General features: G+C 54.7%; 19 protein-coding genes and 2 tRNA genes. 10 read left to right on the top strand and 11 right to left on the bottom strand.

All coding sequences use genetic code 11. From position 1 onward, the window contains the following. Positions 1–590: 590 nt before the first annotated feature. Complete coding sequence (locus HEQ34_RS07625; protein ID WP_366934847.1) at positions 591–1,646, bottom strand: LacI family DNA-binding transcriptional regulator; 1,056 nt, start codon at positions 1,644–1,646, stop codon at positions 591–593. A gap of 176 nt (positions 1,647–1,822) precedes the next feature. Here HEQ34_RS07625 and HEQ34_RS07620 point away from each other — a divergent pair, with 176 nt between their 5' ends. The 6 genes from HEQ34_RS07620 (at position 1,823) to istB (ending at position 10,405) form a co-directional block, all read left to right on the top strand. Next, on the top strand, positions 1,823–4,270 hold the full coding sequence (locus HEQ34_RS07620; protein WP_296199348.1) for a TonB-dependent receptor: 2,448 nt from the start codon (positions 1,823–1,825) through the stop codon (positions 4,268–4,270). 85 nt (positions 4,271–4,355) lie between these two features. Beyond that, the gene (locus HEQ34_RS07615; protein WP_296199346.1) at positions 4,356–5,492 is read left to right on the top strand and encodes a glycoside hydrolase family 68 protein; all 1,137 of its coding nucleotides are present in this window, start codon (positions 4,356–4,358) and stop codon (positions 5,490–5,492) included. Further along, positions 5,489–6,385, top strand: coding sequence for an ROK family protein (locus HEQ34_RS07610; RefSeq protein WP_296199345.1), 897 nt, complete (start codon positions 5,489–5,491; stop codon positions 6,383–6,385). The genes HEQ34_RS07615 and HEQ34_RS07610 overlap by 4 nt, the downstream gene beginning before the upstream one ends. Continuing rightward, positions 6,385–7,695, top strand: coding sequence for an MFS transporter (locus HEQ34_RS07605; protein ID WP_296199344.1), 1,311 nt, complete (start codon positions 6,385–6,387; stop codon positions 7,693–7,695). The genes HEQ34_RS07610 and HEQ34_RS07605 overlap by 1 nt, the downstream gene beginning before the upstream one ends. A 402-nt stretch (positions 7,696–8,097) precedes the next feature. Beyond that, positions 8,098–9,636 carry an IS21 family transposase gene (gene istA / locus HEQ34_RS07600; RefSeq protein ID WP_296199342.1) on the top strand — a complete coding sequence of 513 codons (1,539 nt, stop codon included), beginning with the start codon at positions 8,098–8,100 and terminating at the stop codon, positions 9,634–9,636. Beyond that, positions 9,626–10,405, top strand: a complete 780-nt coding sequence (gene istB / locus HEQ34_RS07595) for an IS21-like element helper ATPase IstB (protein WP_296199340.1) — start codon at positions 9,626–9,628, stop codon at positions 10,403–10,405. The genes istA and istB overlap by 11 nt, the downstream gene beginning before the upstream one ends. A 126-nt stretch (positions 10,406–10,531) precedes the next feature. On the opposite strand, the gene HEQ34_RS07590 is transcribed toward istB, so the two are convergent. The 3 genes from HEQ34_RS07590 to HEQ34_RS07580 form a co-directional block, all read right to left on the bottom strand. Then, a tRNA-Pro gene (locus HEQ34_RS07590) sits at positions 10,532–10,608 on the bottom strand. Positions 10,609–10,673: 65 nt separating this feature from the next. Further along, positions 10,674–10,750: transfer RNA gene (locus HEQ34_RS07585), tRNA-Ile, on the bottom strand. 106 nt (positions 10,751–10,856) lie between these two features. Next, positions 10,857–12,452: a histidine kinase dimerization/phospho-acceptor domain-containing protein gene (locus HEQ34_RS07580; RefSeq protein WP_296199337.1), complete on the bottom strand. Its 1,596-nt coding sequence runs from the start codon at positions 12,450–12,452 to the stop codon at positions 10,857–10,859. A gap of 164 nt (positions 12,453–12,616) precedes the next feature. Between HEQ34_RS07580 and HEQ34_RS07575 the strand changes: the two genes are divergently transcribed. Then, positions 12,617–13,093 (top strand): Lrp/AsnC family transcriptional regulator, encoded by a 477-nt coding sequence (locus HEQ34_RS07575; RefSeq protein ID WP_296199336.1) that lies wholly within the window; start codon positions 12,617–12,619, stop codon positions 13,091–13,093. A 48-nt stretch (positions 13,094–13,141) separates the two neighbouring features. Here HEQ34_RS07575 and HEQ34_RS07570 read toward each other — a convergent pair whose 3' ends face one another. After that, positions 13,142–14,470 (bottom strand): hypothetical protein, encoded by a 1,329-nt coding sequence (locus HEQ34_RS07570; protein ID WP_296199334.1) that lies wholly within the window; start codon positions 14,468–14,470, stop codon positions 13,142–13,144. A gap of 128 nt (positions 14,471–14,598) precedes the next feature. Between HEQ34_RS07570 and HEQ34_RS07565 the strand changes: the two genes are divergently transcribed. Together HEQ34_RS07565 and gyrA are read left to right on the top strand one after the other, a co-directional pair. Further along, on the top strand, positions 14,599–15,294 hold the full coding sequence (locus HEQ34_RS07565) for an SDR family NAD(P)-dependent oxidoreductase (RefSeq protein WP_296199333.1): 696 nt from the start codon (positions 14,599–14,601) through the stop codon (positions 15,292–15,294). A gap of 127 nt (positions 15,295–15,421) precedes the next feature. After that, positions 15,422–18,148, top strand: coding sequence for a DNA gyrase subunit A (gene gyrA, locus HEQ34_RS07560; RefSeq protein WP_296199332.1), 2,727 nt, complete (start codon positions 15,422–15,424; stop codon positions 18,146–18,148). A gap of 533 nt (positions 18,149–18,681) precedes the next feature. Here the strand turns inward: gyrA and HEQ34_RS07555 are convergent. Next, positions 18,682–19,365, bottom strand: a complete 684-nt coding sequence (locus HEQ34_RS07555) for a lysoplasmalogenase (protein ID WP_296199330.1) — start codon at positions 19,363–19,365, stop codon at positions 18,682–18,684. Beyond that, complete coding sequence (locus tag HEQ34_RS07550; RefSeq protein WP_296199329.1) at positions 19,343–20,203, bottom strand: NAD(P)H-hydrate dehydratase; 861 nt, start codon at positions 20,201–20,203, stop codon at positions 19,343–19,345. The genes HEQ34_RS07555 and HEQ34_RS07550 overlap by 23 nt, the downstream gene beginning before the upstream one ends. A 58-nt stretch (positions 20,204–20,261) precedes the next feature. On the opposite strand from HEQ34_RS07550, the gene trmFO reads away from it, so the two are divergent. Further along, on the top strand, positions 20,262–21,599 hold the full coding sequence (trmFO, locus tag HEQ34_RS07545; protein WP_296199327.1) for a methylenetetrahydrofolate--tRNA-(uracil(54)-C(5))-methyltransferase (FADH(2)-oxidizing) TrmFO: 1,338 nt from the start codon (positions 20,262–20,264) through the stop codon (positions 21,597–21,599). Positions 21,600–21,873: 274 nt separating this feature from the next. Here trmFO and HEQ34_RS07540 read toward each other — a convergent pair whose 3' ends face one another. The 4 genes from HEQ34_RS07540 to pdhA form a co-directional block, all read right to left on the bottom strand. Beyond that, entirely contained in the window at positions 21,874–22,338 is a 465-nt protein-coding gene (locus tag HEQ34_RS07540) for a hypothetical protein (RefSeq protein ID WP_296199325.1), read from the bottom strand. A gap of 43 nt (positions 22,339–22,381) precedes the next feature. Then, positions 22,382–22,981 (bottom strand): squalene/phytoene synthase family protein, encoded by a 600-nt coding sequence (locus HEQ34_RS07535; protein ID WP_296199322.1) that lies wholly within the window; start codon positions 22,979–22,981, stop codon positions 22,382–22,384. 75 nt (positions 22,982–23,056) lie between these two features. Then, positions 23,057–24,415, bottom strand: a complete 1,359-nt coding sequence (locus tag HEQ34_RS07530; protein WP_296199320.1) for a pyruvate dehydrogenase complex E1 component subunit beta — start codon at positions 24,413–24,415, stop codon at positions 23,057–23,059. Further along, positions 24,415–25,491, bottom strand: coding sequence for a pyruvate dehydrogenase (acetyl-transferring) E1 component subunit alpha (gene pdhA / locus HEQ34_RS07525; protein WP_296199318.1), 1,077 nt, complete (start codon positions 25,489–25,491; stop codon positions 24,415–24,417). The genes HEQ34_RS07530 and pdhA overlap by 1 nt, the downstream gene beginning before the upstream one ends. Positions 25,492–25,567 lie beyond the last annotated feature (76 nt).

The following is a 25,567-nucleotide window of genomic DNA, read 5'->3' as shown; positions in this document are numbered from 1 at the left end:
CCGCCAATCACCAACCATCGCCAGCCTCCATAAGCTAGCTCCCTATGAATCACCGATCGGACAAAAAGGGAATCCCCCAAATTACAAATCTGCCAAAGTAGTGTTAGTATAGGTAAGCCATTAGCGCCTACTGATCTGATCCGCAGAGCCGGTCGCTGGCAATAGTAATTTGCGAGATGTACCAATGGCAGGATTTGCGAAATGCAAAACGCTTAACGAACGTCCGAAAAGTTAGCGAGAACCGCCTTTCCCCATTATGTGTGTCTGGAATGGCAGCTTTCTGCGATGTTGTCCTCGAAGCTGCTTGTCCGGACATGACAACATGGCTGACATTTCCGGCGGCATAGTAACATCCACAAGCGGACATTTGTCTAGGTAATCGGAACAGGCAGAAACTGGGCCGAGAGCGGCCTACCCGCTTTTCGTCCTGCATGACACATTGAAATTTGGAGGATGAGGGTATCCTGCAGATATTAGAGTATCCGCAGCGGTGGGTGCAGTCGCAGGAGAGTGAACAGGAGCGAGCTGAAAACAAAACTATTATCTTTTCTCTCATGATCACGGCCAGTACCTCATTGCGATAAGGTAAATTAGGTGGATGATCGGCAAATCAAGCTTGGAGCCATTACAACAGACTCCGTTGCCTCACCCGCCATCCGCCGAAAAAGAATATCAACGAGGTGTGCCGCGCCGGTCGCCAAGTCCTGTTTAATCGATGAAAGCGGTGGAGTAGTTTGTGCTGCTATCGAAAGGTCGTCATAACCCACCACGCGCACATCAGATGGGACACTTAAACCAAATTCAGACAGTGCACGAAGCGCGCTCATTCCTACGACATCTGATGCCGCAACGATTCCGTCCGGGACTATGCGATTTTCGCTCAGTCGCGCCAAGATTGCTGGGTGGGCGTTTTCGGCGGTGAGATGGACAGGCAGATAGTCAATCGTTGCGTCAATACCCGCCTCCGCCAATGCCTCGCGGCAGCCATCAAGTCGCTGTGCTATTTCTGGTGCAGCGGCATCACCGAAAAAGGCAATGCGTCTGCATCCTTTGTTAATCAGATGTTCGGTTGCTAGGCGTCCACCCAACTTGTTGTCCGAGCCGACCGAACAGTAAACCTGTCCTTCGATGTGACCGCCCCAAACCACTATAGGCAGATAGCGCGATGCTACTTCGTCGAGCACTGCAGATTGATCAGACTGTCCGATAATAATGACGCCGTCTACGCGACCTGAGTCGACGAACTGAGCTAACCAGTCTTTGTTCGATGGCAGCACGCGGGACAGCAATAAGTCATAACCGCGATCCGTCAACGCGTCGGCGAGGTGACCGAGCAATGCCATAAAGAACGGGTCTGAAATATGTTGCCCCGCCTCATGCCCCAAAGGTATGATGACGCCGACAGCACCCGTGCGGCGTGTCCGCAGATTGCGTGCAGCAATATTTGGGCTGAAGCCATGCGCGGTAGCCAGCATCCGGATTTTCTCGCTGGTGCGCGGTTTTACTAAGGATGAGCCGCTCAGCGCCCGGGACACAGTGCCAGCCGAAACACCAGCCAACCGCGCAATATCTGTGATCGTGCGCGCGCGCACATCTATGGGAATGGGAACATCTTGGGTTCTGGCTGGTCGTTTGGTCATCGCCATGGCTTTGTTCCAGATGTATTAGAAAGCAAGAAAAATTAGCGGCCCATGATGGGCTAAGGGTGAATTAAATCGATTGCATTTTGTTATTGCAATCGATTTAATTTCTTTATACCGTTTACAGGTATGCGATGGAACAGTGGTTTAATTCCCTCGCGACGTTCAATTGGGGAGGAATTATGAAAATTCGATATAACCGCGCGCTCGCTTCGACACTTGCGATTGCTTTAGCTACCGGAGTTGCTTCATCTGCTGCCGCCCAAGAAGCACCGATTCAAGATGCGACCGTGACCGATGACGAGATAGTAGTTACCGCTGTTTCACGTGGCCAAAACAAGCTTGAAACTTCGATCTCTGTCAGCTCAATCAGCGAAGAGGCCATTGCCAATGCCGCGCCGCGATCCGTTGCCGAATTGTTTCGCAACTTGCCCGGTATGCGTTCGGAAAGCTCCGGCGGCGAAGGCAATGCCAATATATCAGTTCGCGGCCTTCCTGTCGCATCGGGCGGATCGAAGTTTCTGCAACTTCAAGAAGATGGTTTGCCCGTTTTAGAATTTGGCGACATCGCCTTTGGCAATGCGGACATATTTTTGCGTTCAGATTTCAACGTCCGGCGCGTTGAGTCGGTTCGTGGCGGATCGGCGTCGACCTTTGCGTCCAATGCCCCTGGCGGCGTCATCAACCTGATTTCGAAAACAGGCGAGCAAGAAGGTGGGTCGGTCCAAGGATCACTTGGCCTTGATTATGGTGAATATCGCCTTGATGCGGATTATGGTGGAGCGTTGACCGATACGGTTCGCTTCCATGTTGGTGGCTTTTACCGCCAGGGTGAAGGCCCGCGCCGCGCTGGATATGATGGCAATAAAGGTTACCAGATCAAAGCCAACATCACAAAGGAACTGGCGAACGGCTTCATCCGGTTGAACTTCAAGCGTCTTGATGATCGTGCCATTGGGTATCTACCAAGCCCCGTGCGGGTTACCGGCACAAACTCTGATCCAAAATACCAAGGTCTGCCTAATCTCAGTCCTAATCAAGATACGCTGCACAGCGTGAACTTCACGCGAGTCCTCGGTTTGGATGGCAACAATAATGCTGCCATAAGCGATATTCGGGATGGTCAAAGGCCACTGGTTAACTCGGTCGGTTTTGAGGCGCAGGTTGAAATCGCTGATGGCTTGACGCTGACGGAAAAATTCAAATATTCTGATGTTTCCGGCAAATTTGTATCTCCATTCCCTTCGGGCATTGATACCGCGCAATCGGTCGCCAACGGAATTGGCGGCGCAGGTTCGACTTTGTCTTACGCCAATGGACCAAAAGCAGGACAGGCATATGCCGGTACCAACTTGCTCATCCCCGTCGTGCTGTTCAACACCGAAATCGAAAGCCTGAACAACATCGTAAATGACATTCGTCTTTCGAAGACGATGGATGCCGGTGGTGGTAATGTGACGGCAACGGCCGGGCTCTACAAATCGAGCCAGTCTTTGGCGACGACATGGAATTGGAACAGCTATCTTTTGGAGCCGATTGGCAATAATGCGGCGCTTATCAATGTCCGTAACGCGGCTGGTGTGTTGCAGACGGAAAATGGACTTGTGGGCTATGGTGCCACATTCTTCGGCAATTGCTGCCGCCGCGCTTATGATGTCGACTACAATATCAACGCCCCATTTGCTTCGTTAAGCTATGACACCGATCGCCTTTCGATTGACGGGTCCATACGTTACGATTCATTGGAAGCACGTGGATTTGTGACCGCCGATGGCCCTGTTGTCACCAAAGATGTCAACGGCAACGGCACAATTTCGGTACCTGAAACCAAGGTTACCGTCCTGCAACTTACCAGTCCGCAACCCATCAACTATAACACAAATTATTGGTCCTATTCGGGCGGTGTGAATTATCGGATAACCAGCGACCTTGCCGTGTTTGCACGATATAGTCGCGGCGGACGGGCCAACGCGGACAGAATATTGCTGAACAGCAACAATATCAGCGTAACGAGCGGTCAACTGCTTAACGATGACGTTGCGGTTGATTTTGTTAATCAAGCCGAATTGGGTGCGAAATATTCGTCTGATGGTTTGCAGATTTTCGGAACCTTGTTCCGCGCCACCACAGAAGAAGAAAATTTCGAAGCGACAACCCAAAAAGTGTTTAGCCGTGCGTATAAGGCGACGGGACTAGAGCTAGAGGGAAGCTATCGCAGCGGACCATTTTCGCTGACGGCGTCGGGAACCTATACCGATGCAAGCATCAGCCGCGACAATATTTCGCCTGCGAACGAAGGCAAACGCCCCCGTCGGCAAGCGCAATTGGTGTATCAGGTCACGCCGCAATATGATGGTGATCGTTTTACCGTGGGTGCCAATATTGTCGGGACATCTGCCAGTTACGCGCAGGACAGCAATGAGTTGAAGCTGCCTGCTTTCACCCAGGTGAATGCGTTCTTCAACGTGCGCCCCATGGAAAAAGTGCAGTTGTCATTGAACGCCAATAACTTCTTCAACACGCAAGGTTTCACCGAAAGCGAAGAAGGTTCCATTCCAACGAACGGTATCATACGGGCACGATCCATCAATGGTCGCACCGTATCCGCATCTGTTCGGATTGATTTTTAATCCAATCTACAGCACGCCCTCCTCGGTATCGAGGTGGGCGTGTATTAGAAAATCCAATTCATAGTTCGTTTTATAAGGCACCGTTGTGATCGCATCGTTCTGGACTCCCAAACACGTTGCGTCGATTGCCGCTGCGCCAATCCCAGCCGCATCGGTCATTGCGGCAGGCGACCGATACGGCACCGTGCCCGGCTTTGATCATTGGGATTATTGGCCAGTCCAAAACCCGGATGGTAGCGTTGCTGACGTCGCAAACGGCACATTGTGGATGGTGCTGGCCGCCCCTGCATCGGGTGATCCTATTGACCGACACCTGCACGCCCGCATCCGGCTTTTGCATGAAAAGTCGGGGCAGTGGACCGATTTAGGTTTCGTTTTGCCCGCCGGTCTAAACCCGGGTAATCGTGAATGGTCGGGATCCGCAATATTGACCGATGCACATCATGTAACTTTATTCTACACCGCAGCAGGATTGACCGGCACCTCTGGTGGATGGCAACAGCGGCTGTTTCAGACACAGGCGACTTTGACATTCGCTGACGAATTGCCGCAGCTAACGGGTTGGTCACCCCCCATTGAATCGGTTAAAAGTGATGGCCAGCATTATGTTATCGTCGATCAACTTGACGGAAAACCGGGCACAGTTAAGGCATTTCGCGACCCTGCTTATTTTTGTGATCCCGCTGACGGTGCAAGTTATTTGTTATTTGCAGCCTCTCTCGCACAATCGAGCAGCAGCCATAACGGATGCGTAGGATGGGCGCGGAGTTCCTCGGAGGCGCACACCCAATGGGATTTATTACCACCTTTGGTCGTCGCAGATTCATTGAATAACGAACTCGAACGGCCACATCTGTTGTTTAGGAACGATCTATATTATCTGTTTTGGTCGACGCAGAACTTGGTTTTTGCGCCAGACGGCCCCGCCGGGCCCACCGGATTATATGGCATGGTTGCAGAGACAATATCGGGCCCATACACGCCGTTAAATGGCAGCGGGCTTGTCATTGCCAATCCGGCAAGCGAACCCAGACAGGCCTATAGCTGGCAAGTTCTAAATGATTTGCGCGTCACCAGCTTCACAGATTATCCGAACGCCGGATTACAAATATTAAGTTCCGACGACGCACGCACCCATTTCGGCGGTTCACTTGCTCCCATGATAAAAATAGTTTTAGATGGAGCAACGGCAACGTTGGCGTCCGGACCGAAACAGGCATGAACAATTACCGCATCAATGCGCGTGTCGGCGGGATTGAGGCGGGCGGCACAAAGATCGTCATGGGCGTTGGCACTGGTCCTAATGACATTGAAGCCCGCATGGTGATCCCAACGTCTTCGCCCGAAACCGTGTTGCAGAACATCATGGATTGGTTCGCTGATCAGGGCCCTATATCGGCACTTGGTATATCAAGCTTTGGCCCGCTGGATTTGGACCCTGCGTCTGAAACTTGGGGGCATATCAACAAAACGACCAAGCCGGGGTGGAGCAATTTCAATTTTGCTCCCGCACTGCGCGCCGCTTTGGGTGTTCCGGTCGGTATTGATACGGATGTGAATGGCGCTGCGCTTGGGGAGGCAAGATGGGGCCGCGCCGCAGGCGCAGACAATCACACATCGGTTTATGTGACCATTGGCACGGGCGTCGGCGGCGGGACGGTCATCAACGGCGTTCCCATGCATGGCAAAGGCCATCCCGAAATGGGGCATATGCGACTACCCCGTCACCCCGCAGATACTCGGTTCGCCGGGGTATGTCCCTTCCACGCCGATTGCTGCGAAGGGCTTGTCAGTGGCCCGGCGATCCTGAAACGATTTGGCGCAACCTTGTCCGATTTGCCGGATACCCATCCCGCGCATGAAATGATTGCCTGGTATCTGGCGCAACTTGCCGTCACGCTGCAATCGGTTCTGGCACCCGACGAGATTATTCTGGGCGGGGGGGTTATGAAGACCCCCGGACTGATAGAGCGCGTGCGCAAGGTCGCTGATATGTTGGCCGGCGATTACTTCGCAGTGTCCCCCAGCAGTATCATCATGGCGCCAGCGCTTGGCGATAATTCAGGATTATTGGGCGCATTTGTGTTGGCAGAGCGCGCAATGGAGGGGGCGTAATGTCAGAACAAGCAATTCAAAAACCAATATTGTCCATTGCCAATCTTGCTCAGATGAACCTGGGTTTCTTTGGCCTCCAGTTCAGCTTTGGTCTGCAACAAAGCAATATGGGCCCGATTTATAATTATTTGGGCGCGGAAGAATCTACGCTGCCATTGCTGTTTTTGGCGGGGCCGGTAACGGGCCTGATCGTGCAACCGATCGTGGGCGCAATGAGTGACCGGACATTGTCCAAATATGGTCGCCGGACGCCGTATTTCCTTATTGGCGCGCTTTTGTGCAGCATATGCCTTCTGTTGATGCCGTTAAGCGCGGCACTATGGATGGCCGTCAGTCTCCTGTGGATTCTGGACGCTGCAAATAACATCACGATGGAACCTTATCGTGCCTATGTTAGTGATCGCCTCGTTACGCAGCAGCAACCAGCCGGGTTCCTGATGCAGGCCAGCTTTACCGGGCTGGCGCAAACACTCGCCTATCTCGCGCCGGTCATCTTTGTGGCTTTAGGCATGAATAAGGATGCGGTTGACGCCAACGGTATTCCCCACATTGCCCATGCTGCATTTTATACGGGCGCGTTTCTGTCGATTACCACCATCGCATGGTCCGTATTCCGCATACGCGAACTTCCGCTCAGCGAAGCGCAGATCAAACACATTCGTGCAAATCCCTTGACGCCTAAAGCGACTATTTTGGAAATATGGAACGCCATCCGGGACATGCCGCTTACTATGCGTCAGCTCGTCCTGATGATGCTATTTCAATGGTATGGCATGTTTTGTTACTGGCAATATATTGTTAATGCCCTGGCGCGGGGCGTGTTTGACACCACGGATGCGGCCTCCCAAGGGTATCGGGATGCGGCGTTGCTCAATGGTCAAATTGGTGGCTTTTACAATTTCGTTGCGTTTCTGGCCGGCTTTGCCTTGATCCCTTTTTCGCGCCGGTTCGGGCCAAAAATCATGCATGTCGTCAGCATTGGATTCGCAGGCATCGCCATGCTGACTTTGCCCTATATTGAAAAGTCCTCTCTGCTTTTCATCCCGATGGTCGGTATTGGACTTGGCTGGGCCAGCATCATGGGCAACCCTTATGTCATCGTCGCGCGGTCAATCCCGCCAGAAAGAACCGGCGTGTATATGGGCATCTTCAACATGATGATCGTCATCCCGATGTTGATTCAAACGGTCACGCTACCGTTGTTTTATGATAGCATCTTAGGCGGAAATCCGCAGAATGTCATAATGCTCGCCGGCAGCTTCCTTTTGATTGCCGCAATTTTTATGACAAGGGTCCGCGAACAAGCTTAAAACCCTGAAAGCAAGCATATGAAACTGACTTACGCATGAAGGCCCGTAAATTGATGGGTGCACTCGGTTCACTGACCGTGCGGCAATATTCCGCAGTGGCCCCGCACAACAGAACATATCGCCCCTAAGATGGCGTCGGCCTCCATGAAAACCGCAAACCTTGATGCATTTTATGGATGTAAATGCCCGCTTTTGGGAGCAATCCTGTCATGCCTGCTAGCTCCTTTTTATATCTACTTCGGCCGATTAAGATGCCAAAAGTGGACAGGTAGGAAACTACATTGTTCCAGTGTTGATTGTCGTTGAGAAGTGACCCGTTAGCGGCATAAGTTTTCACTGAGATTTGACCCATGTTTGAACCACACCCTGACCGACCGGTTGGGGGGATGAGGAGTGATAAACATGGATTTATTGAGTGTGATACGTCGTTGGCGTTTTCGGCAAGGGATGCCGATCCGTGAGATTGTACGGCGGACAGGATTGTCGCGGAACACGATCCGCAAGTATTTGCGGACAGACACGTTAGAACCGGTATTCAGGGCCTCTGTTCGGCCGAGCAAGCTCGATCCGTTTGCACAGATGCTGTCGGGGTGGCTGCGGATCGAGGTTGGCAAGTCGCGAAAGCAGAAGCGCACGGCCAAGCAGATGCACGCTGATCTTTTGGTATTGGGCTATGACGGTTCTTACGAGCGGGTTGCAGCCTTTGTACGCGCTTGGAAGGCTGAACGCCAACGCGAGCAGCAGACCAGCGGGCGCGGCACTTTTGTGCCCTTGGTGTTTGCGGCGGGTGAAGCCTTCCAGTTCGACTGGAGCGAAGACTGGGCCATTATAGGTGGCAGGCATACCAAGTTGCAGGTAGCGCTTACCAAGCTGTCACACAGCCGGGCGTTCATTGTTCGGGCATATCCACTTCAGACCCACGAGATGCTGTTCGACGCGCTTGCTGAGGCGTTCAGGGTGCTGGGCGGTGTTCCCCAGCGGGGTATTTTTGACAATATGAGGACGGCGGTCGATCGCATTGGCCGGGGCAAAGTCAGACAGGTCAACGCGCGCTTTGCCGCTATGGCGAGCCATTACCTGTTTGAAGCAGACTTCTGTAACCCGGCGTCGGGGTGGGAGAAAGGACAGGTCGAGAAGAACGTGCAGGATGCGCGGCGACGGCTGTGGCAGCCCCTTAGTGCCTCTGGGCCCAGCTTCCCCAATATCGATGCCCTGAACGCTTGGCTGGAGGAACATTGCATTGCGCAATGGGGGTATATTAAGCACGGTAGCCTGCCTGGTACCGTGGCTGATGTGCATGCCGAGGAAGTCGCCAGCTTGATGCCGCAGGGCCGTATCTTCGACGGCTTTGTCGAACACAGCAAGCGGGTATCCCCGACCTGCCTCGTGAACTTTGACCGTAACCGTTATAGCGTGCCGGCATCGTTTGCGAACCAGCGGGTAAGCCTGCGGATATACCCGAACCAGGTCGTTGTTGTTGCCGAAGGGCAGATCGTGTGCGAGCATGTTAGGATTATTGAGCGCTCGCATCATCTGCCAGGCCAAACGGTGTATGACTGGCGCCACTATCTGGCAGTAATCCAACGCAAGCCTGGCGCCTTGCGTAACGGGGCGCCCTTCACCGAGCTACCGCAAGCGTTCCGGCAGTTGCAGGGGCTGATCCTCAAGCGGCCTGGCGGCGACAGGGAGATGGCCGAGATACTGGCGCTTGTGCTGCATCATGATGAGCAGGCCGTGCTATGCGCGGTCGAGCTTGCCCTTGATGCCGGGGTGGCGACCAAGACCCATGTTCTCAATATCCTGCACCGTTTGACCGATGGCAAAGCGATCCCGCCAACCCCTATAGATGCACCACAGGCTTTGCGCCTTGCGCGCGAGCCTCTAGCCAATGTCGGGCGCTACGATGCCCTCCGGAACAAGGAGGCGCGTCATGCGTCATGATCCCGCCAGCGCTGCGATCGTGGTCATGCTACGCGGCCTCAAGATGTACGGCATGGCTGGCCCCGTCAGCGACCTGATCGAACAGGGTGCCCCTGCGTTCGAAGCGGCTGTGCCGATCCTCTCGCAGCTGCTCAAGGCGGAGATGACCGAACGCGAGGTCATATCCATCGCTTACCACATCAAGGCAGCCCGGTTCCCGGCCTACAAGAATCTGGCCGGGTTCGACTTTGCAGCCAGCGAGGTGAATGAAGCCCTCATCCGTCAGCTCCATCGTGGAGATTTTATAGACGGTGCCGACAATATCGTAATGATCGGCGGTCCCGGGACAGGCAAAAGCCATATGGCTACAGCACTTGGCGTACAGGCTGTCGAGCATCACCGCAAAAAGGTCCGCTTCTTCTCCACGGTTGATCTGGTCAATGCGCTGGAACAGGAAAAGGCTATGAATAAAGCTGGCCAGGTTGCCGAGCGCCTGCTGCGCCTTGATCTCGTCATTCTCGATGAGTTAGGCTATCTGCCGTTCAGTCCATCAGGCGGCGCGCTGCTGTTCCATCTGCTCTCCAAGCTTTATGAGCAGACCAGCGTCATCATCACCACCAATCTATCGTTCAGCGAATGGGGCGGTGTGTTCGGTGATGCCAAGATGACGACCGCTTTGCTCGATCGGCTTACGCACCACTGCCACACCCTTGAGACCGGGAATGACAGCTTCCGCTTCCGCGCCAGTGCCGCAGCGCCCAAAAACAGAAAGGAAAAACCAGCCTCTTAACCCAAAACCCGCAATGCGGGATATAACAACCACCCGGGTCACTTCTCAGTGAAAATAACGGGTCACTTCTCAACGACAACCAAGAATGTCGGTTTTTCGTGCTTTTTAATCAGTTTTTTTGCAAAATGGTCGGGGAGACAGGATTCGAACCTGCGACCCTCTGGTCCCAAACCAGATGCGCTACCAGGCTGCGCTACTCCCCGACATGGGATCACTGGTATAACAATGTCCGCGCGGCTGGCTGCCTGCCAACTTCGCGATGCGAGGCTGGTGGGCCCGGAGGGACTCGAACCCCCGACCTAGCCGTTATGAGCGGCCAGCTCTAACCAACTGAGCTACAGGCCCTGACCGGCTCGCCAACTACCTGCGGGCGGATAGCCGAACTTTGGGAGAATACGCAAGTCTTTATCTTACATAAAAGACGCAATTTGGTTGGCAATCTTATTTTTGTTCATTCCCGCTCTTCGTTTTTGTAATTTAACCTACTGTCGCTTACGGCTGGGAAGGACACGATGAGCGCTTGATGAGAAAATCTTAAATCCCCGCCAAAACTTCGCGCGAGGCTGCGCACAAGCCGCAAGGAGAAACCCAGACCAAGCAAAGGCGCCGCATCATTATCGTCAATCGATCCTGATCCTGAACCGAAAAGTTCGCTTGCATTAAGGTCGCGCAGTTTCTCAGGCAAAGTTAGCACAAATCGGTTGGTCGCATTAAGGCCCAACTCCGTTCGGAAACAACCATCAAGCACTTCGCCGGGTTCACAACCAATAATTACCGCCGACAACAAACGCGAAAACAGGCGCTCTGCCGTTTGGTGGTCTACCGCAAACGGCAGGACCGGGTGGGCTTGGACAAGGTTGAGCCTGACCCGAAGCAAATCAGTCAGGCCATGCAAGCGTTCAGCCAGTTTTTGCGAAAGCCACTCACATTCCGTTACCCCCTCTTCGGCAACATAAGTTCCGGTTTCGATAGTCGCCGCCATAGACAGGTCGTCAAAGCCAGACAGCAAGCGTTCTGCATCATGCAGGATGTTGCCCGCCAATATGCGATAATCTTCCGTCACGGGACCAAAAAGCTGCTGTTCGATGATCTCGGAAAAACCGATGATGGCGTTTAATGGTGTGCGTAGCTCGTGCAAAAGCTGCTGAATATGCTCGGCCTCATCGGCGTAGCTTTCGGCAATTACCGCAGTTTCGGAGAGGTTGGGCCGACGCAAAACACCCCGATAGCCATTAAAGCGCCCGCTCACGCCATCGAAAAACGGCACGGCGTTTATGCGCCAATCGCCAGCAATGGCAGGAGCGCCACACAGCCGCATGCGCGCATTTTCCAGCGGCATTTTCTGCCGGAAGGCTGCTGCTCCATAGGCATCTGGCCCCGGACCATCGTCAAAAGCAGGTTCAGCGATATCTACGCCGACTATGGCGCCCAACGGCGCACCTTCTACCCAGCAAATTGTCCCATATTCATCTGCCTCAAATCGGATCAGATCGACGGGGTCAATCGTAACATCGAAATGCTCTTCTTGGCGCTGATCCGATGCTGATGCTTCCAACGCGGTAGCGACGGGTGCTGATATGACCTTAGGCGTGGATGGATCAACAGCTTCGTCCGGCTGCACAAGGTCAGCCGAAGACCATTGCGCCAAGGCGCGCAAAGTCATGGGGCCAAGATCGCGACGGTTCTGTAAAAACCCAATGGCCCGCGTCGATAATTGCGGAACAATCTCTGCCCATTCGTGATCATCCAATAAGGCCCCTTGGATCGCAGCCGATGCAACAGCGGGGACATCGCCGGATAACAACAACATCAAGGGCACGGATTGAAGCCGCCCTGCTAACGCACGAACACATTGTTCGCGAATGTCGGCTGGAACAGCACCCATGAACTGCCGCACTTTTTGCAATCCAAGTACAACCAAGTCCGGATCAAAATCCTGAGCATTCTGTGCGAGTATATCCACCAGCTGCTGCCATTTGGCAGACAGGCCCAAGCCCTCATCATCGGTCTGACGCAAGGTGGTTTCAAGACGATCGTCAAAACGCAATGATGTTCATTCCCAGTGGACCGATACCCGCAATATCCGCGCGATAAACCCGATTTCGGCAGCGCGAAAGCCGCAATTTTAAGGCGTCACACTATGGGACAATTGCAATGCGACATAATTATATTATAAGCATACGGCGAAATAGAAATGGAAATTACCAGATCATGGCCAATACGAACCTTGACGCGATAGATATGAAGCTTTTGGCCGAATTGCAGGCCGACGGTCGCATAACCAATGTTGAACTCGCTACTAAGGTGGGACTGACCGCGCCCCCTTGTTTACGACGTATGCGTGCGCTCGAACAATCGGGCACGATCAAATCCTATCATGCCGATGTGGACGCAAGCGCGTTGGGCTACACCATTACCGTTTTCGCCATGGTCAGCCTGAAAAGCCAGGCTGAAGATGACCTAAAGGCGTTTGAACAACATGTCCGCGCATTACCAGATGTGCGTGAGTGTCACATGCTCAATGGAGAAATAGACTTTATTTTGAAGATTGTAGCACGCGATCTTCAGTCATTTCAGGAATTTTTGACCTCAAAACTAACGTCGGCACCCAATGTGAGCAGCGTCAAAACATCGTTGACGATCCGCACGGCCAAAGACGAGCCCGGCGTCCCTATTCCCCAGGCATAAAAAAGGGCCCGATTGCGCGGGCCCCATTTTTCTTTATCTGACCAAATCTCAGGAGACTGGCGCAGTCGCAGCCGGCGTTGCCGTGGCATTTGCCCGATGGGTGATGAATGCCACCCAATATTCGGCGATTGCCTTACGGTTCGCGCCCGTGACCATATCAAATTCAGCCTTCGCACCGGCATAATCGCCAAGCATCGTCTTGGACATCGCAAGACGGAAGCGCGTGCGGTCGGTCTGGTCGACGCCGTCCTTGTCCAGAACAGGTGCCTTGCTCAACGCCGATTCATACAGGTCCTTCGCGGTCTTATAATCCTTGTGCGAGAAAAAGGAGTCGCCAGTAAGTGATGCCAGCATACCCTTCGGACTTGCCTTGGCAGGCGCGATTGTTCCGGCCAGCGTGCGCGTATCTTCCGCGAGACGCCCCTTAGCTTCGTTGTATCGCTCGCTGAATGTCACATTGTTGCGCGAGATCAACCCCTTGGCGAAACCTTCGTCCAGCAAGGAAACCGCTTCTGCCGGGTAACGCACACCGATATAGCTGAGGCTGTCGAGATATGCGGAATATTCCTGTTGGAAGCGGAGACCATCGGTGGCGCGCATCAAGCGCAAGATGTCGAGTGTTTCTTCTGGATTGAAGTCCCGCGAGCGGTCAAAAAATGCAAGCGCATCATGCCAATAATCCGGGTTATTTTCGGCGATGATCAAATCCTTGTAGAAATTGGCTGCGCCTGCGTAATTCTTCGCCTTAGCGGACAAGACGGCAGCACGCACGAGATAAGTCTTGTTCACAGGGCCCGCTGCCTTGCTGGCATCAATCGCCTTACCAATCCATGCAATTGCCTCAGCCTCTTTGTTTTGCTGCGACATGGCGTTTGAAATCAAAAATTCGATATTGTTAGCGCGGTGCCCCAAATTATAGGCGTCGAGCATATTTTTTTCGGCATCCGCAAATCTCTTGCTATCATATGCAATGGCACCCTTACGAAACGTGTATTCCCTCTTCAAATCGGCAGGGGTTGACGCCGATGCAATCAACAAATCGATGCCCTGCTCCTGAAACGCCAGATCCTTCAACCCTGCGCCGATATTAATGGCCAATATGCCTGCTTCGTATCGGTCATCGTCATTGCCAATAGCAGCAACAACCTTTGGAAATTCTGCCTTGGCAGCTGCGGCATCCTTGGTTTTGTTTAACAAATCTGCCACGGGGACATAAGCGGCGATGAAAGGTTTGGAGTAATTTTTCTTTGGCGCTGCGGCCGCTTCCTTGCCCTTTTTGTCCTTCTTAGGCTTTTCATTGGACTGCGCAAATGCGGCAGGCGCAGCTGATACCGCTACCAACGACAAAGCGAGGGCAAATTTTGAAACCAGTTTCATGTAACTCTCCGCAAATTATTGAGCCTTGGACCTGCTAAAACTTGGTTCATAGGACCTTGCTATCGTCTGTGCAATTGCCATAGCGCCATTGCATGAATTCCCGTTGAACGAACCGGAGCAAAAAACAAGTGGATGAAAGCAGTGCAGTGATCATTGGTGCGCGTGGTGGCATTGGGGCCGCGCTGGCAGAACTTTTGGAAAATGATCCAAATTATGCCCAGGTCATCCGGTTTCACCGGGAGAGCGCCACGCCCTTAGATATAGCGAACGAGGCCAGCATTGCGGCCGCCGCCGGTTCTCTCACGGGTGCACATCCTCCCATAAGCTTGGTCATTGTGGCGACCGGCCTACTGCATTCAGCCCAAAACGGCCCAGAGAAGAGCCTTCGCGAGCTCGATCCTGACTGGATGATGGAAAACTTCCGCATCAACGCGGTCGGGCCTGCGCTCGTCGCCAAACATTTCCTGCCTATCATGGCCAAGCAAGGCCCGATCTGCTTTGCGGCCTTGTCCGCGCGGGTGGGCAGCATCTCAGATAATCGCTTGGGTGGATGGCACAGCTATCGTGCATCAAAATCCGCACTGAATATGTTTATCCGCAATATCGCTATCGAATGGCAACGCAAAAATCCGCAATCCGTTGTCGTCGGCCTTCATCCCGGCACCGTCGAGACGGCGCTCAGCGCCCCGTTCAAAGGCAATCCTGCCCATGAACGCTTCACCCCCACACGGGCTGCCGGGGACATGCTTGCCACGCTCCATGGTCTGAAACCGGAACAAAGCGGGCAAATTTTCGCATATGACGCAAGCCTGATAGCACCCTAACCGCCGCCAAGCTGTGAATCTGTGGATAAGCTGGTGAAAACCGCGCAATTAGGGCAGTCGCATGTGGCCATTTCGGCGCGTTGGGTCTAGGGTCCGTGGTTCATGAAAATATAAGGATTATCGCGGCGTGACCGACGACACAGTTACCTTGGACCCATCGGACATTTCTCCCGTCGACATTGTCGATGAAATGAAGTCGAGCTATCTCGATTATGCGATGTCGGTCATTGTATCGCGCGCCCTGCCCGATGTGCGCGACGGTTTAAAGCCGGTTCACCGCCGGATTTTGTTCGCCAGCCAAGAAGGCGGTTTTGTCGCCGGGCGGCCCTATCGCAAATCGGCGAAGATCGTCGGCGATGTGATGGGCAATTATCACCCGCATGGCGACAGCGCGATTTACGACGCACTGGCGCGTATGACTCAAGATTGGTCGATGCGCGTGCCGTTGATCGATGGTCAGGGCAACTTCGGTTCGATGGACCCCGATCCGCCAGCATCGATGCGCTACACCGAGGCGCGGTTGAACAAGGTCGCCAACGCGCTTTTGGATGATCTTGATAAGGACACGGTTGATTTCCAACCCAATTATGACGGCAGCCGTGAAGAGCCGCAGGTTCTGCCCGCGCGTTTCCCGAACCTGTTGGTCAATGGCGCGGGCGGTATTGCCGTTGGCATGGCGACCAACATCCCGCCGCATAATCTGGGCGAAGTAATCAAGGCATGCTTGGCCTATATCGACAATCCCGCCATCACCATCGACGAACTTATCGAAATCGTCCCTGCCCCCGATTTTCCAACAGGTCCGCTCATACTCGGCACTGGCGGCGCACGTGCGGCCTATCGTGATGGCAAGGGCTCCATCATGCAACGCGCGCGGCATGAGATTGAGGAAGGAAAAGGCGACCGCCGCTCCATCGTCCTCACCAGCATTCCGTTTCAAGTGGGCAAGTCCGGCCTTGTCGAGAAAATCGCCGAAGCCGCAAAGGACAAGCGTATTGAGGGCGTGTCCGACATCCGCGATGAATCGAGCCGCAAGGGCGTGCGCATTGTTATCGACCTAAAGCGTGACGCGACCACCGACGTTGTCCTCAACCAATTGTGGCGCCACACGCAGGCGCAATCGAGCTTCCCCGCCAATATGCTGGCCATTCGTGGCGGCCGACCCGAAGTCTTGAACCTGCGTGACATCATCGAATCTTTCATTCGGTTCCGTGAAGAGGTGATTACCCGCCGAACGAAGTTTGAGCTGAACAAGGCCCGCGAACGCGCGCATTTGTTACTTGGCCTTGTCGTTGCGGTCACCAATTTGGACGAAGTCGTGCGAATCATTCGTGGTTCCGCCAGCCCCGCCGAAGCGCGCGCGGCATTGATTGCGCGCAAATGGCCAATCGCCGAAATCGCGTCCTACATCAAATTGGTGGAAGCCGTCGAAACCGAGATTACCGGCGACAGCTACCAATTGTCCGAACTGCAGGTTCGCGCCATTCTTGAATTGCGCCTGCATCGCCTGACGGCACTTGGTCGTGACGAAATCGGCAGGGAACTTCAGGGGCTTGCCGAAAGCATAGCAGAATTTCTCGCAGTTTTGGGCGATCGCACAAAGCTGTATGCGGTGTTGCGCAACGAATTGGTTGCGATTGACGCAGAATTTTCCACCCCGCGCCTGTGCGAAATCACCGCAAGCTGGGATGGCTTGGACGACGAAGACCTTATGGAGCGTGAGGAAATGGTCGTTACCGTCACCCATGGCGGTTACATCAAACGTACCGCTTTGGCGATATTCCGCGCCCAAAACCGTGGTGGCAAGGGCCGCGCCGGTATGGCGACGAAGGACGAGGATGCCGTTACCGAATTGTTCGTAACCAGCACGCATACGCCGGTATTGTTCTTCTCCAACATCGGTAAGGTCTATCGCCTGAAGGTGTGGAAGCTGCCCGAAGGCGGTCCGTCAACGCGCGGTCGGCCCATGGTCAACTTGCTGCCATTGGGCGAAGGCGAAGTCATTTCCAATGTTTTGACCTTGCCCGAGGATGAAGCCGAATGGGGTGGCCTGAGCGTCGTATTTGCGACGTCAAAGGGCTATGCCCGTCGCAACAGCATGGACGCCTTTGCCAATGTCCCAAGCAACGGCAAAATTGCGATGAAGTTCGAAGGCGACGATGCCGACGACAAATTGATCGGCGTTGAACTGCTAAGCGCTGAGGACGATATCCTGCTCGCAAGCCGCTATGGTAAAGCGATCCGCTTTGCCGCAGACGATATCCGCGAATTCCAAAGCCGCGCATCCACGGGTGTGCGCGCCATGAAGCTTGGTCAGGGCGACGCCGTTATCTCGCTGTCGATCCTCAAACGCGTTGGCACTTCGGGCGAAGAGCGTGAGGATTATCTGCGCTTTGCCCCTTGGAAACCGGAGAAGGAAGGCGAGCCAACCATGACCGCCGAACGCATCGCTGAACTGGCGGAGCGTGAGCAGTTCATCCTTACCGTTTGCGCCAATGGCTATGGCAAATTGTCATCGGCTTATGGCTATCGCCGCACTGGACGTGGCGGCCAGGGTATCACCAACATCGACAATATCGAACGCAACGGCCCAGTCGTCGCCAGCTTCCCCGCGACAAAGGGTGATCAGTTGATGCTCGTCACCGATCAGGCAAAATTGATCCGCATGCCGCTCGACAGCTTGCGCGTTTTGGGTCGCGGAACCGCCGGCGTGCGCTTATTCAATGTCGACGAAAATGAACATGTGGTCGGCGCGGCCAAGATTGACGAGAGCGATGAGGATGATGCAGACGCCTCCATTCAGAGCGGTGCCGAAGTCGAAGGCGCGGTAACCGATACGCCGATAGCGGATTAGCCCAAGCCACTGTTACCTGGAACAAATGCTACATCACCGTGAGTCAAGCGCGCGCCACCCTTAAACAAGCGCGCGTCACCTTGAATCAAACGCAAGTCAGCCCAAAACAAGCCACCGTCACCCTGAACTTGTTTCAGGGTCCATCGTGCAGCACGACCAGAGTCAGAATGGATACATAGACCCTGGAACGACAGTCACCGAAGGTGAAACAAGTTCAGGGTGACGTTATGAGGGGTGACCTTATTCCCACATGCGCAGGGATGGCGCGATTTGGGAACTCCCCAGCCCGTCGCCCCAGCGTAGGCTGGGACCTATCGCGCCTTTCGGCCTCACATCAAGGCCGCGGTATCTTGGGCCGGGCGTGCGTCACCCTGAAACAAACGCGCGTCACCCTGAACTTGTTTCAGGGTCCATCGTGCAGCACGACCAGAGTCAGAATGGATACATAGACCCTGGAACGACAGTCACCGAAGGTGAAACAAGTTCAGGGTGACATTAGGTGGGGTGGCGTCATGAGGAGCTACCTTCCCAATTCAGTCGCGTTCTTCACCATCGGCAAAATGCCCGCGCTTCACCAATGTCTGCGCTACGCCAACCGCAATCATCAGCACACCAAAATAATAGAGATACCAGATGGCGATGCCCGTCATTGTCGATCCCGCCAACGGCCCAAGCTCCGCAAAGATCAGCAAGTCGGACACCACAAACAATATCGCACCAAAACCGACGCGGTAGCGCGGGAAATTGCTGCTCCATGCCATGGCCGCCATGGCAGCGAGGATGACGCTATAGGCCGCCACCTGAATGCCTTCGTCTTGGCTCGGCGGCAGGAAATAGGCAATGACTGGCGTGGCCAATAATATGGTGACGGCCAGCAGCTTTTGGCTGAATACCGCGCCAATGCGCCGGTGACGAAAATAGATGAGCATCGCTACGGAATGTCCGGCAGCAAAAGCCAAAGCCCCGGCAACCATGCTGAGTTCAATCAACCCATCCCCCAGCGCATAAAATGCGAGCATGATCGCCAGCAGGATAAATTCGCCCTGATGATGACGGCGCAACGCAAATGGCACCAGCAGCCCGACCGCCGCCATTTTCCAGAGCATGGCGTATAATCCGCCGTCAATCGGCAGAAACAGCCACGTCGCGGGAAAACTTATGCCGGCAATCAAGCTAGCGAACAAATAGGGGCGTTTATGTGCGAGATCCTGAGCCATCTTCCGATTCATCGTGCAAACACCCGCGCAAGACAAGCGGAATATGCCCAATCATATTGTCCGCCGTCAACCCCGGTCCGCCCTGAACGCCAATATCACCATGCAGCCATGCCGCCATGCTGGCCGCATCAAACGCTTTCACCCCTTGCGCCACCAACCCGCAAATCAGGCCGGTGAGCACATCACCCGATCCGGCAGTCGCCAGCCAAGGTGACGCATGGCGGTTCGCCAACGTGCGGCCATCGGGCGAAGCAACCCAAGTTTCTGAACCTTTAAGCAGCACAACGCATTGCGCCCGATCCGCTGCGCGGCGCGCGGCGTCCGCAGTATTATCGGTCGGTATGTCCGGGAAAAGGCGTCGGAACTCGCCGATATGCGGCGTCATAACGTCCGTCGCCCCCGTTGCGCCGAACAAGGTCGCAGGGTCGCCTTCAAAGGCAGTCAGCGCGTCAGCATCGAGTATAGTCGGGACATTAAGGCTCAGGATATTGAGGACGGCCTGCCGAACCGATGCCCCTGCCCCTGCCCCCGGACCAATGGCAAAGGCGGTAACGCGATCATCGACACAGGCCAAGGACATATCGGTTTCGCGCAACATGATCGCGGTGACATGTGCGGCCTGTTCAGCCAGCCTTGCCCTTTCGCCTATAAGAGTGACCAAGCCAGCCCCCACCGCCAATGCCGACTGTGCAGAGAGCCTAGATGCGCCTGTGTGCAAGACCGGCCCGCTCCACACCATAACGTGCCCACGGCTATATTTGTGCGCGTCAGAAGGCGGCGGAACCAGCGATGGCCGCAAGATCGTCCCGTCATCTGAAGAGTTAGGTGTAAATCCCATATCCCATCTTGGCGCTTTTGCCTGTGCAGCGCCAAGGATTTTTGATAGCCGCACGGGCATGAACAAAAATTTTGATGTCCAGATTATCGGTGGCGGCCTTGCAGGTTGCGAAGCAGCGTGGCAATTGGCGCGGCGCGGGATACGCGTGCGGCTGTCGGAAATGCGCGGATCGGGGGATATGACGCCAGCACATCAAACCGATGGCTTGGCAGAATTGGTGTGCTCCAACAGTTTCCGGTCAGACGATGCCGAAAACAATGCCGTTGGCCTTCTGCATCAGGAAATGCGCGATCTGGGTTCGCTTATCATGCAAGCCGCCGAAGTAGCCAAGGTACCCGCAGGGTCCGCGCTCGCCGTCGATCGCGACGTTTTCTCGCAAACTGTTACCCAGCATCTGGAAAACCAGACGAACATCGAAATCGTCCGTGAGCGCGTGGACGTCATTCCATCCGACCGGCCAGTCATCATCGCCACCGGCCCATTGACCGCAACAAACCTCGCCGAGAGCATCATGGCAAAGACCGGCGAAGATCGCCTCGCTTTCTTCGATGCGATTGCGCCGATTGTCTACCATGATAGCATCGACATGGATATTGCGTGGTATGCCTCGCGCTGGGATAAAGGCGAAGGCAAGGATTACATCAACTGCCCGATGGACGAGGCGCAATATCGCGCCTTTCACCAAGGTTTGCTGGACTCGGAGAAAGCCGAGTTCAAGGAATGGGAAACCAATACGCCCTATTTCGAAGGCTGTATGCCGATTGAGGTCATGGCATCGCGCGGGTTAGACACGTTGCGCTTTGGCCCCATGAAGCCTGTTGGTCTCGACAACCCCAGAACCGGCCGTTGGGCGCATGCCGTGGTGCAATTGCGACAAGACAATAAACAAGGCACGTTGTGGAACATGGTCGGGTTTCAAACGAAGATGAAGCATAAAGCACAAGTTGAATTGCTCCGCATAATTCCGGGTCTCGAAAAGGCCGAATTTGCCCGGCTTGGCGGGTTGCACCGCAATACATTTATTCGCGCGCCCATATTGTTGGACCGTCAGCTTCGCTTAAAATCCGCGCCACATATCCGCTTTGCAGGGCAAATTACCGGCTGCGAAGGCTATGTCGAAAGCAGCGCCGTTGGTTTGATGGCCGGCATTATGACGGCAGCGGAATTGGCCGGGCGCACGGTTACTGCACCACCATCCACCACCGCGCTTGGTGCATTGCTTGGCCATATCACGGGTGATGCACTGGCCGACGATTATCAACCCATGAACATCAATTTTGGCCTATTCGCCCCGCTTGATGAAAAAGTGCATAAGAAATCGCGCAAAGCAGCGATGACCGGCAGGGCGCGGACAGATTTGAACAACTGGATCGCCGCCCAAGCCATCGCGGCCTAGGGTCAGGACCTAGGGTCAGGACCTATTAAATCCACCTTCGCGGCGTCAAAATGGCAAAGGTATCGAAGGAAAATGTCCGCCGCAGGCAGTTATTCTGCCAGCAAGGGCATTTTGCTGCGAGATCGAAGCCATTTTGGCGTCCTGCGGATTTGACCCATACTGTCCATTGCCGCGTTGGCAAGCTTGGACTTAGACCCACTAAGTCCTGCGCTTGCCGCCTCGCACTGAACAGTATGGCCTCAAACCGCGAAGGTGGATTTAATAGGTCCTGACCCTAGCAACGACATCCCGGCTTTGCCGCTGTTTTGGGCCGGGTTTTTGCAAATTCCTTGCGCGTCAAAAGCTGATCTTTGTTACCATCGGCGCTCGCAAAGCGCTGACCCGTGGCGGCCGCCCATTCCTCAAACGTCAGCAAATTATTGCCATCGGTATCCAGCGCCTTGAACGCCTTGGTCCGGCTGCCCATCATTTCAAGGCGAGAGACAAGCTCATCCTTGTTGCGGTCATATCGGTTGAAACGCATTTCCTCACGGCTCGCTTTTGGTGCCTCCGGCGGGGTGGGCGGCGCGGCGCCAAAGGCAGGCGCACCGGCCCCTGCTTCCGGCAGCTTGTCGGATATGGCTGCGGGCGGTGGCGGTGCGGGGATAAGCGACGGCTGATTGGCCACGCTTTGCCAGACCAATAGTCCGCCGCCCGCCATGAATAAGGCAGCAACGCCGCCAATCAACATACGCTGCATTGCAACCACCTCCTTATTGATGCCTAGCAACCGGAACCTATACCTATATCCCTGTTAACGCATGTAAAATCAACCGTGGCCCCGATACTGTCCGCACGGACATTGTCAAAATAGACAATGGACGTAATGCCCGTGCCTTTGGCAACGGCGCGGGTGGCATATTGCAGCCTGCAACACGGTCTGGAAAAGCAGTGCGTAAGGCTTCAAGCGCCCAGCTCCGCCCAATGGGCCGCATATCCTGCACAGTGCCCATCCAACCCGCATAGGTCGAAAAAATCGCCTCGGCGCGCAATTCGGCATGGACGTCGATGACCTCTTGGTTGAACCTCTCACTGCCCAGCAGCGCCTCCCACGCCGAAGCCAGCGCCTCAAGCGCGCTTAACGGAATGCGGTCGCCCGCTTCGTTTAGCGCTTGCAGCAATGGTTCGCCTTTCGGTCGCGCGTCTGCTGCGCTGGCAAAAGCTTCGCGCCACCACGCCATCTTGATTTGTGCGATCATTGGCTCGCGCGCATTGCGCAATATCTCGGCAAAGCGGTTGTCGATTTGCAGAAGCAGCGCAAATGCAGACCGAACGTCTGACGGCGCATAGGCAATGGCCAGCCGGGCGGGCGGAGCCAATTCCAAAACAGGGTCCGTCATCATATGCGCACGTCTTGTGCAGTTAAGCTATAATCGGCTTGCCATAACCAGCGCCGAGACAATCTGCTCACCGCGCGATCAGACCCCGAAAGTTCTACGAACACCAGCTACAATCTTGTCCACGTTCACCAGCGTCGCTTTCTCCAGATTTGCCGCATAGGGCATGGGCACGTCTTCGTTCGTAATGCGTAAAACCGGCGCATCTAAATCGTCGAAGCCCTCTTCCATGCATATTGCCAGAATCTCGCTGCCAACCGAACATGTTGGCCAGCCCTCTTCGGCAACGACCAAGCGGTTGGTTTTTGCAAGACTTGCCAAAACCGTCGCCTTGTCGAGGGGACGAATGGTACGCAGGTCGATGACCTCAGCTTTAATCCCGTCTTCGGCCAGCCTATCCGCCGCCTCAAGCGAAAGGCCAACGCCGATGGAGTAACTGACAATGGTTACGTCCGTTCCTGCACGCATGACGCGCGCTTTGCCGATGGGTAGGACATGATCGTCGCCCATAGGAACTTCGTAGCTGCGACCATAGAGCAATTCATTTTCTAGGAACACGACCGGGTCCTCGCAACGAATGGCCGCTTTCAACAGCCCTTTGGCATCGGCGGCGTCATAAGGCGCAATCACAATGAGCCCGGGCACGCTGGCATACCAAGGTGCGTAATTCTGGCTGTGCTGGGCACCCACGCGCGCGGCGGCACCATTGGGCCCACGGAACACGATGGGGCAACGCACTTGGCCACCCGACATATAGTTAGTCTTGGCTGCTGAGTTGATGATGTGGTCAATCGCCTGCATGGCAAAGTTAAAGGTCATGAATTCGATGATTGGCCTTAAGCCGCCCATTGCGGCCCCCGTGCCTACGCCAGCAAAGCCATATTCGGTAATCGGCGTATCAATGACCCGGCGTGCGCCAAATTCGTCGAGCAGGCCTTGCGTGACCTTATAGGCACCTTGATATTCGGCGACTTCCTCACCCATGACAAAAACGCGGTCGTCGCGACGCATTTCCTCCGCCATGGCATCGCGCAAGGCTTCGCGTAAGGTGACGGTTTGCATATTGCCGTTCGCGGTCACAGAGCTTGTCTCTATAGGCTGAGTATCCGACATAGTTGGAACTGGCGCACGCTGTGCCGGCGTCTCGACTGGACTCGATGCGACTGGTTTGGGAGAAGGCGCAGGTGCTGGTTCCTCTCCCTCACCCGTAATCAACGCAATCACCGTGCCGACTTTGACGCCATCGGTCCCTTCCGCAACATTAATCGACGAAATCACGCCTTCGTCCACGGCTTCAAATTCCATCGTCGCCTTATCGGTTTCGATCTCGGCAAGAATATCGCCAGATTTGACGAAATCGCCTTCTTTAACCAGCCATTTGGCCAAGGTGCCTTCTTCCATCGTTGGTGAAAGCGCCGGCATCTTAAGTTCGATTGCCATCAATATTGCTCCACCAACACGTCAGTATATAATTCGGAAAGGTCGGGCTCTGGTGAAGTTTCGGCAAAATCGGCCGACTCATTCACAATTTTCCGGATCTCTTTTTCAATTACCTTAAGCGCGTCTTCGCTTACGCCCATTTCGGCGAGATAGGCCTTGCAACCTTCAATCGGGTCGCTGTTGTCGCGGACCGACTGGACCTCATCACGGCTGCGGTACTTGGCAGGGTCGGACATGGAATGGCCCCGATAACGGTAGGTTTTCATTTCCAACAATACAGGCCCCTTGCCGCTGCGCACCCAATCCAGCGCAACTTCGGCCGCGCCGCGCACGGCGAGCACATCCATGCCGTCGACCTGAATACCGGGAATGCGGAAACTTTCACCACGGCGGTAAAGCTGGTCTTCGGAAGAGGCGCGGTTGACGCTGGTGCCCATGGCATATTGGTTATTTTCGATCACGAAAATGATGGGTAGCTTCCAAAGCTCCGCCATGTTGAAGCTCTCATACACCTGCCCCTGATTGGATGCGCCGTCGCCAAAATAGGCAAGGCACACGCCGCCATCATTCGCATATTTATGCCCAAAAGCCAGGCCAGCGCCGAGCGATACCTGCGCGCCGACAATCCCATGTCCGCCGTAAAATTTATGTTCGGTCGAAAACATGTGCATCGATCCGCCCTTGCCCTTTGAAATACCCGCGGCGCGGCCGGTCAGTTCGGCCATGATGATATTCGGGTCGATACCATAAGCCAGCATATGACCATGGTCCCGATACCCGGTAATGACGCTGTCTTTGCCCGGCGTCAGTGCAGATTGAAGCCCAATTGCGACCGCTTCTTGCCCGATATACAAATGGCAAAAACCGCCTATCAAACCCAGACCGTAAAGCTGCCCCGCCTTTTCCTCGAACCGCCGAATCAGCAACATGTCACGGTAGAACTTCAGAAGCTCTTCCTTTGTCGCTTTATACGGCACGGGCTCGGTCGGACGTTCGCGATTGGCGCGTGCGGCGTCTTCGCTAACACTTGACTTCTTGGAAGCAGATTTTTTCGCTGGGGTGGTGGCCAAAATCATTTCCTTTGGTGGAATTTTTATACGCGAATGCAACGCCGCCTAGTCAAAATCAGTCCCGGTGAAAAGCGCTTTTCCG

This window comes from Sphingorhabdus sp. (assembly GCF_023910635.1).
In the GTDB taxonomy this organism is placed as follows: Bacteria; Pseudomonadota; Alphaproteobacteria; order Sphingomonadales; family Sphingomonadaceae; genus Sphingorhabdus_B.
The sequence above is the reverse complement of the archived record's forward strand: the minus strand, read 5'-3'. Positions and strand labels throughout refer to the sequence as shown.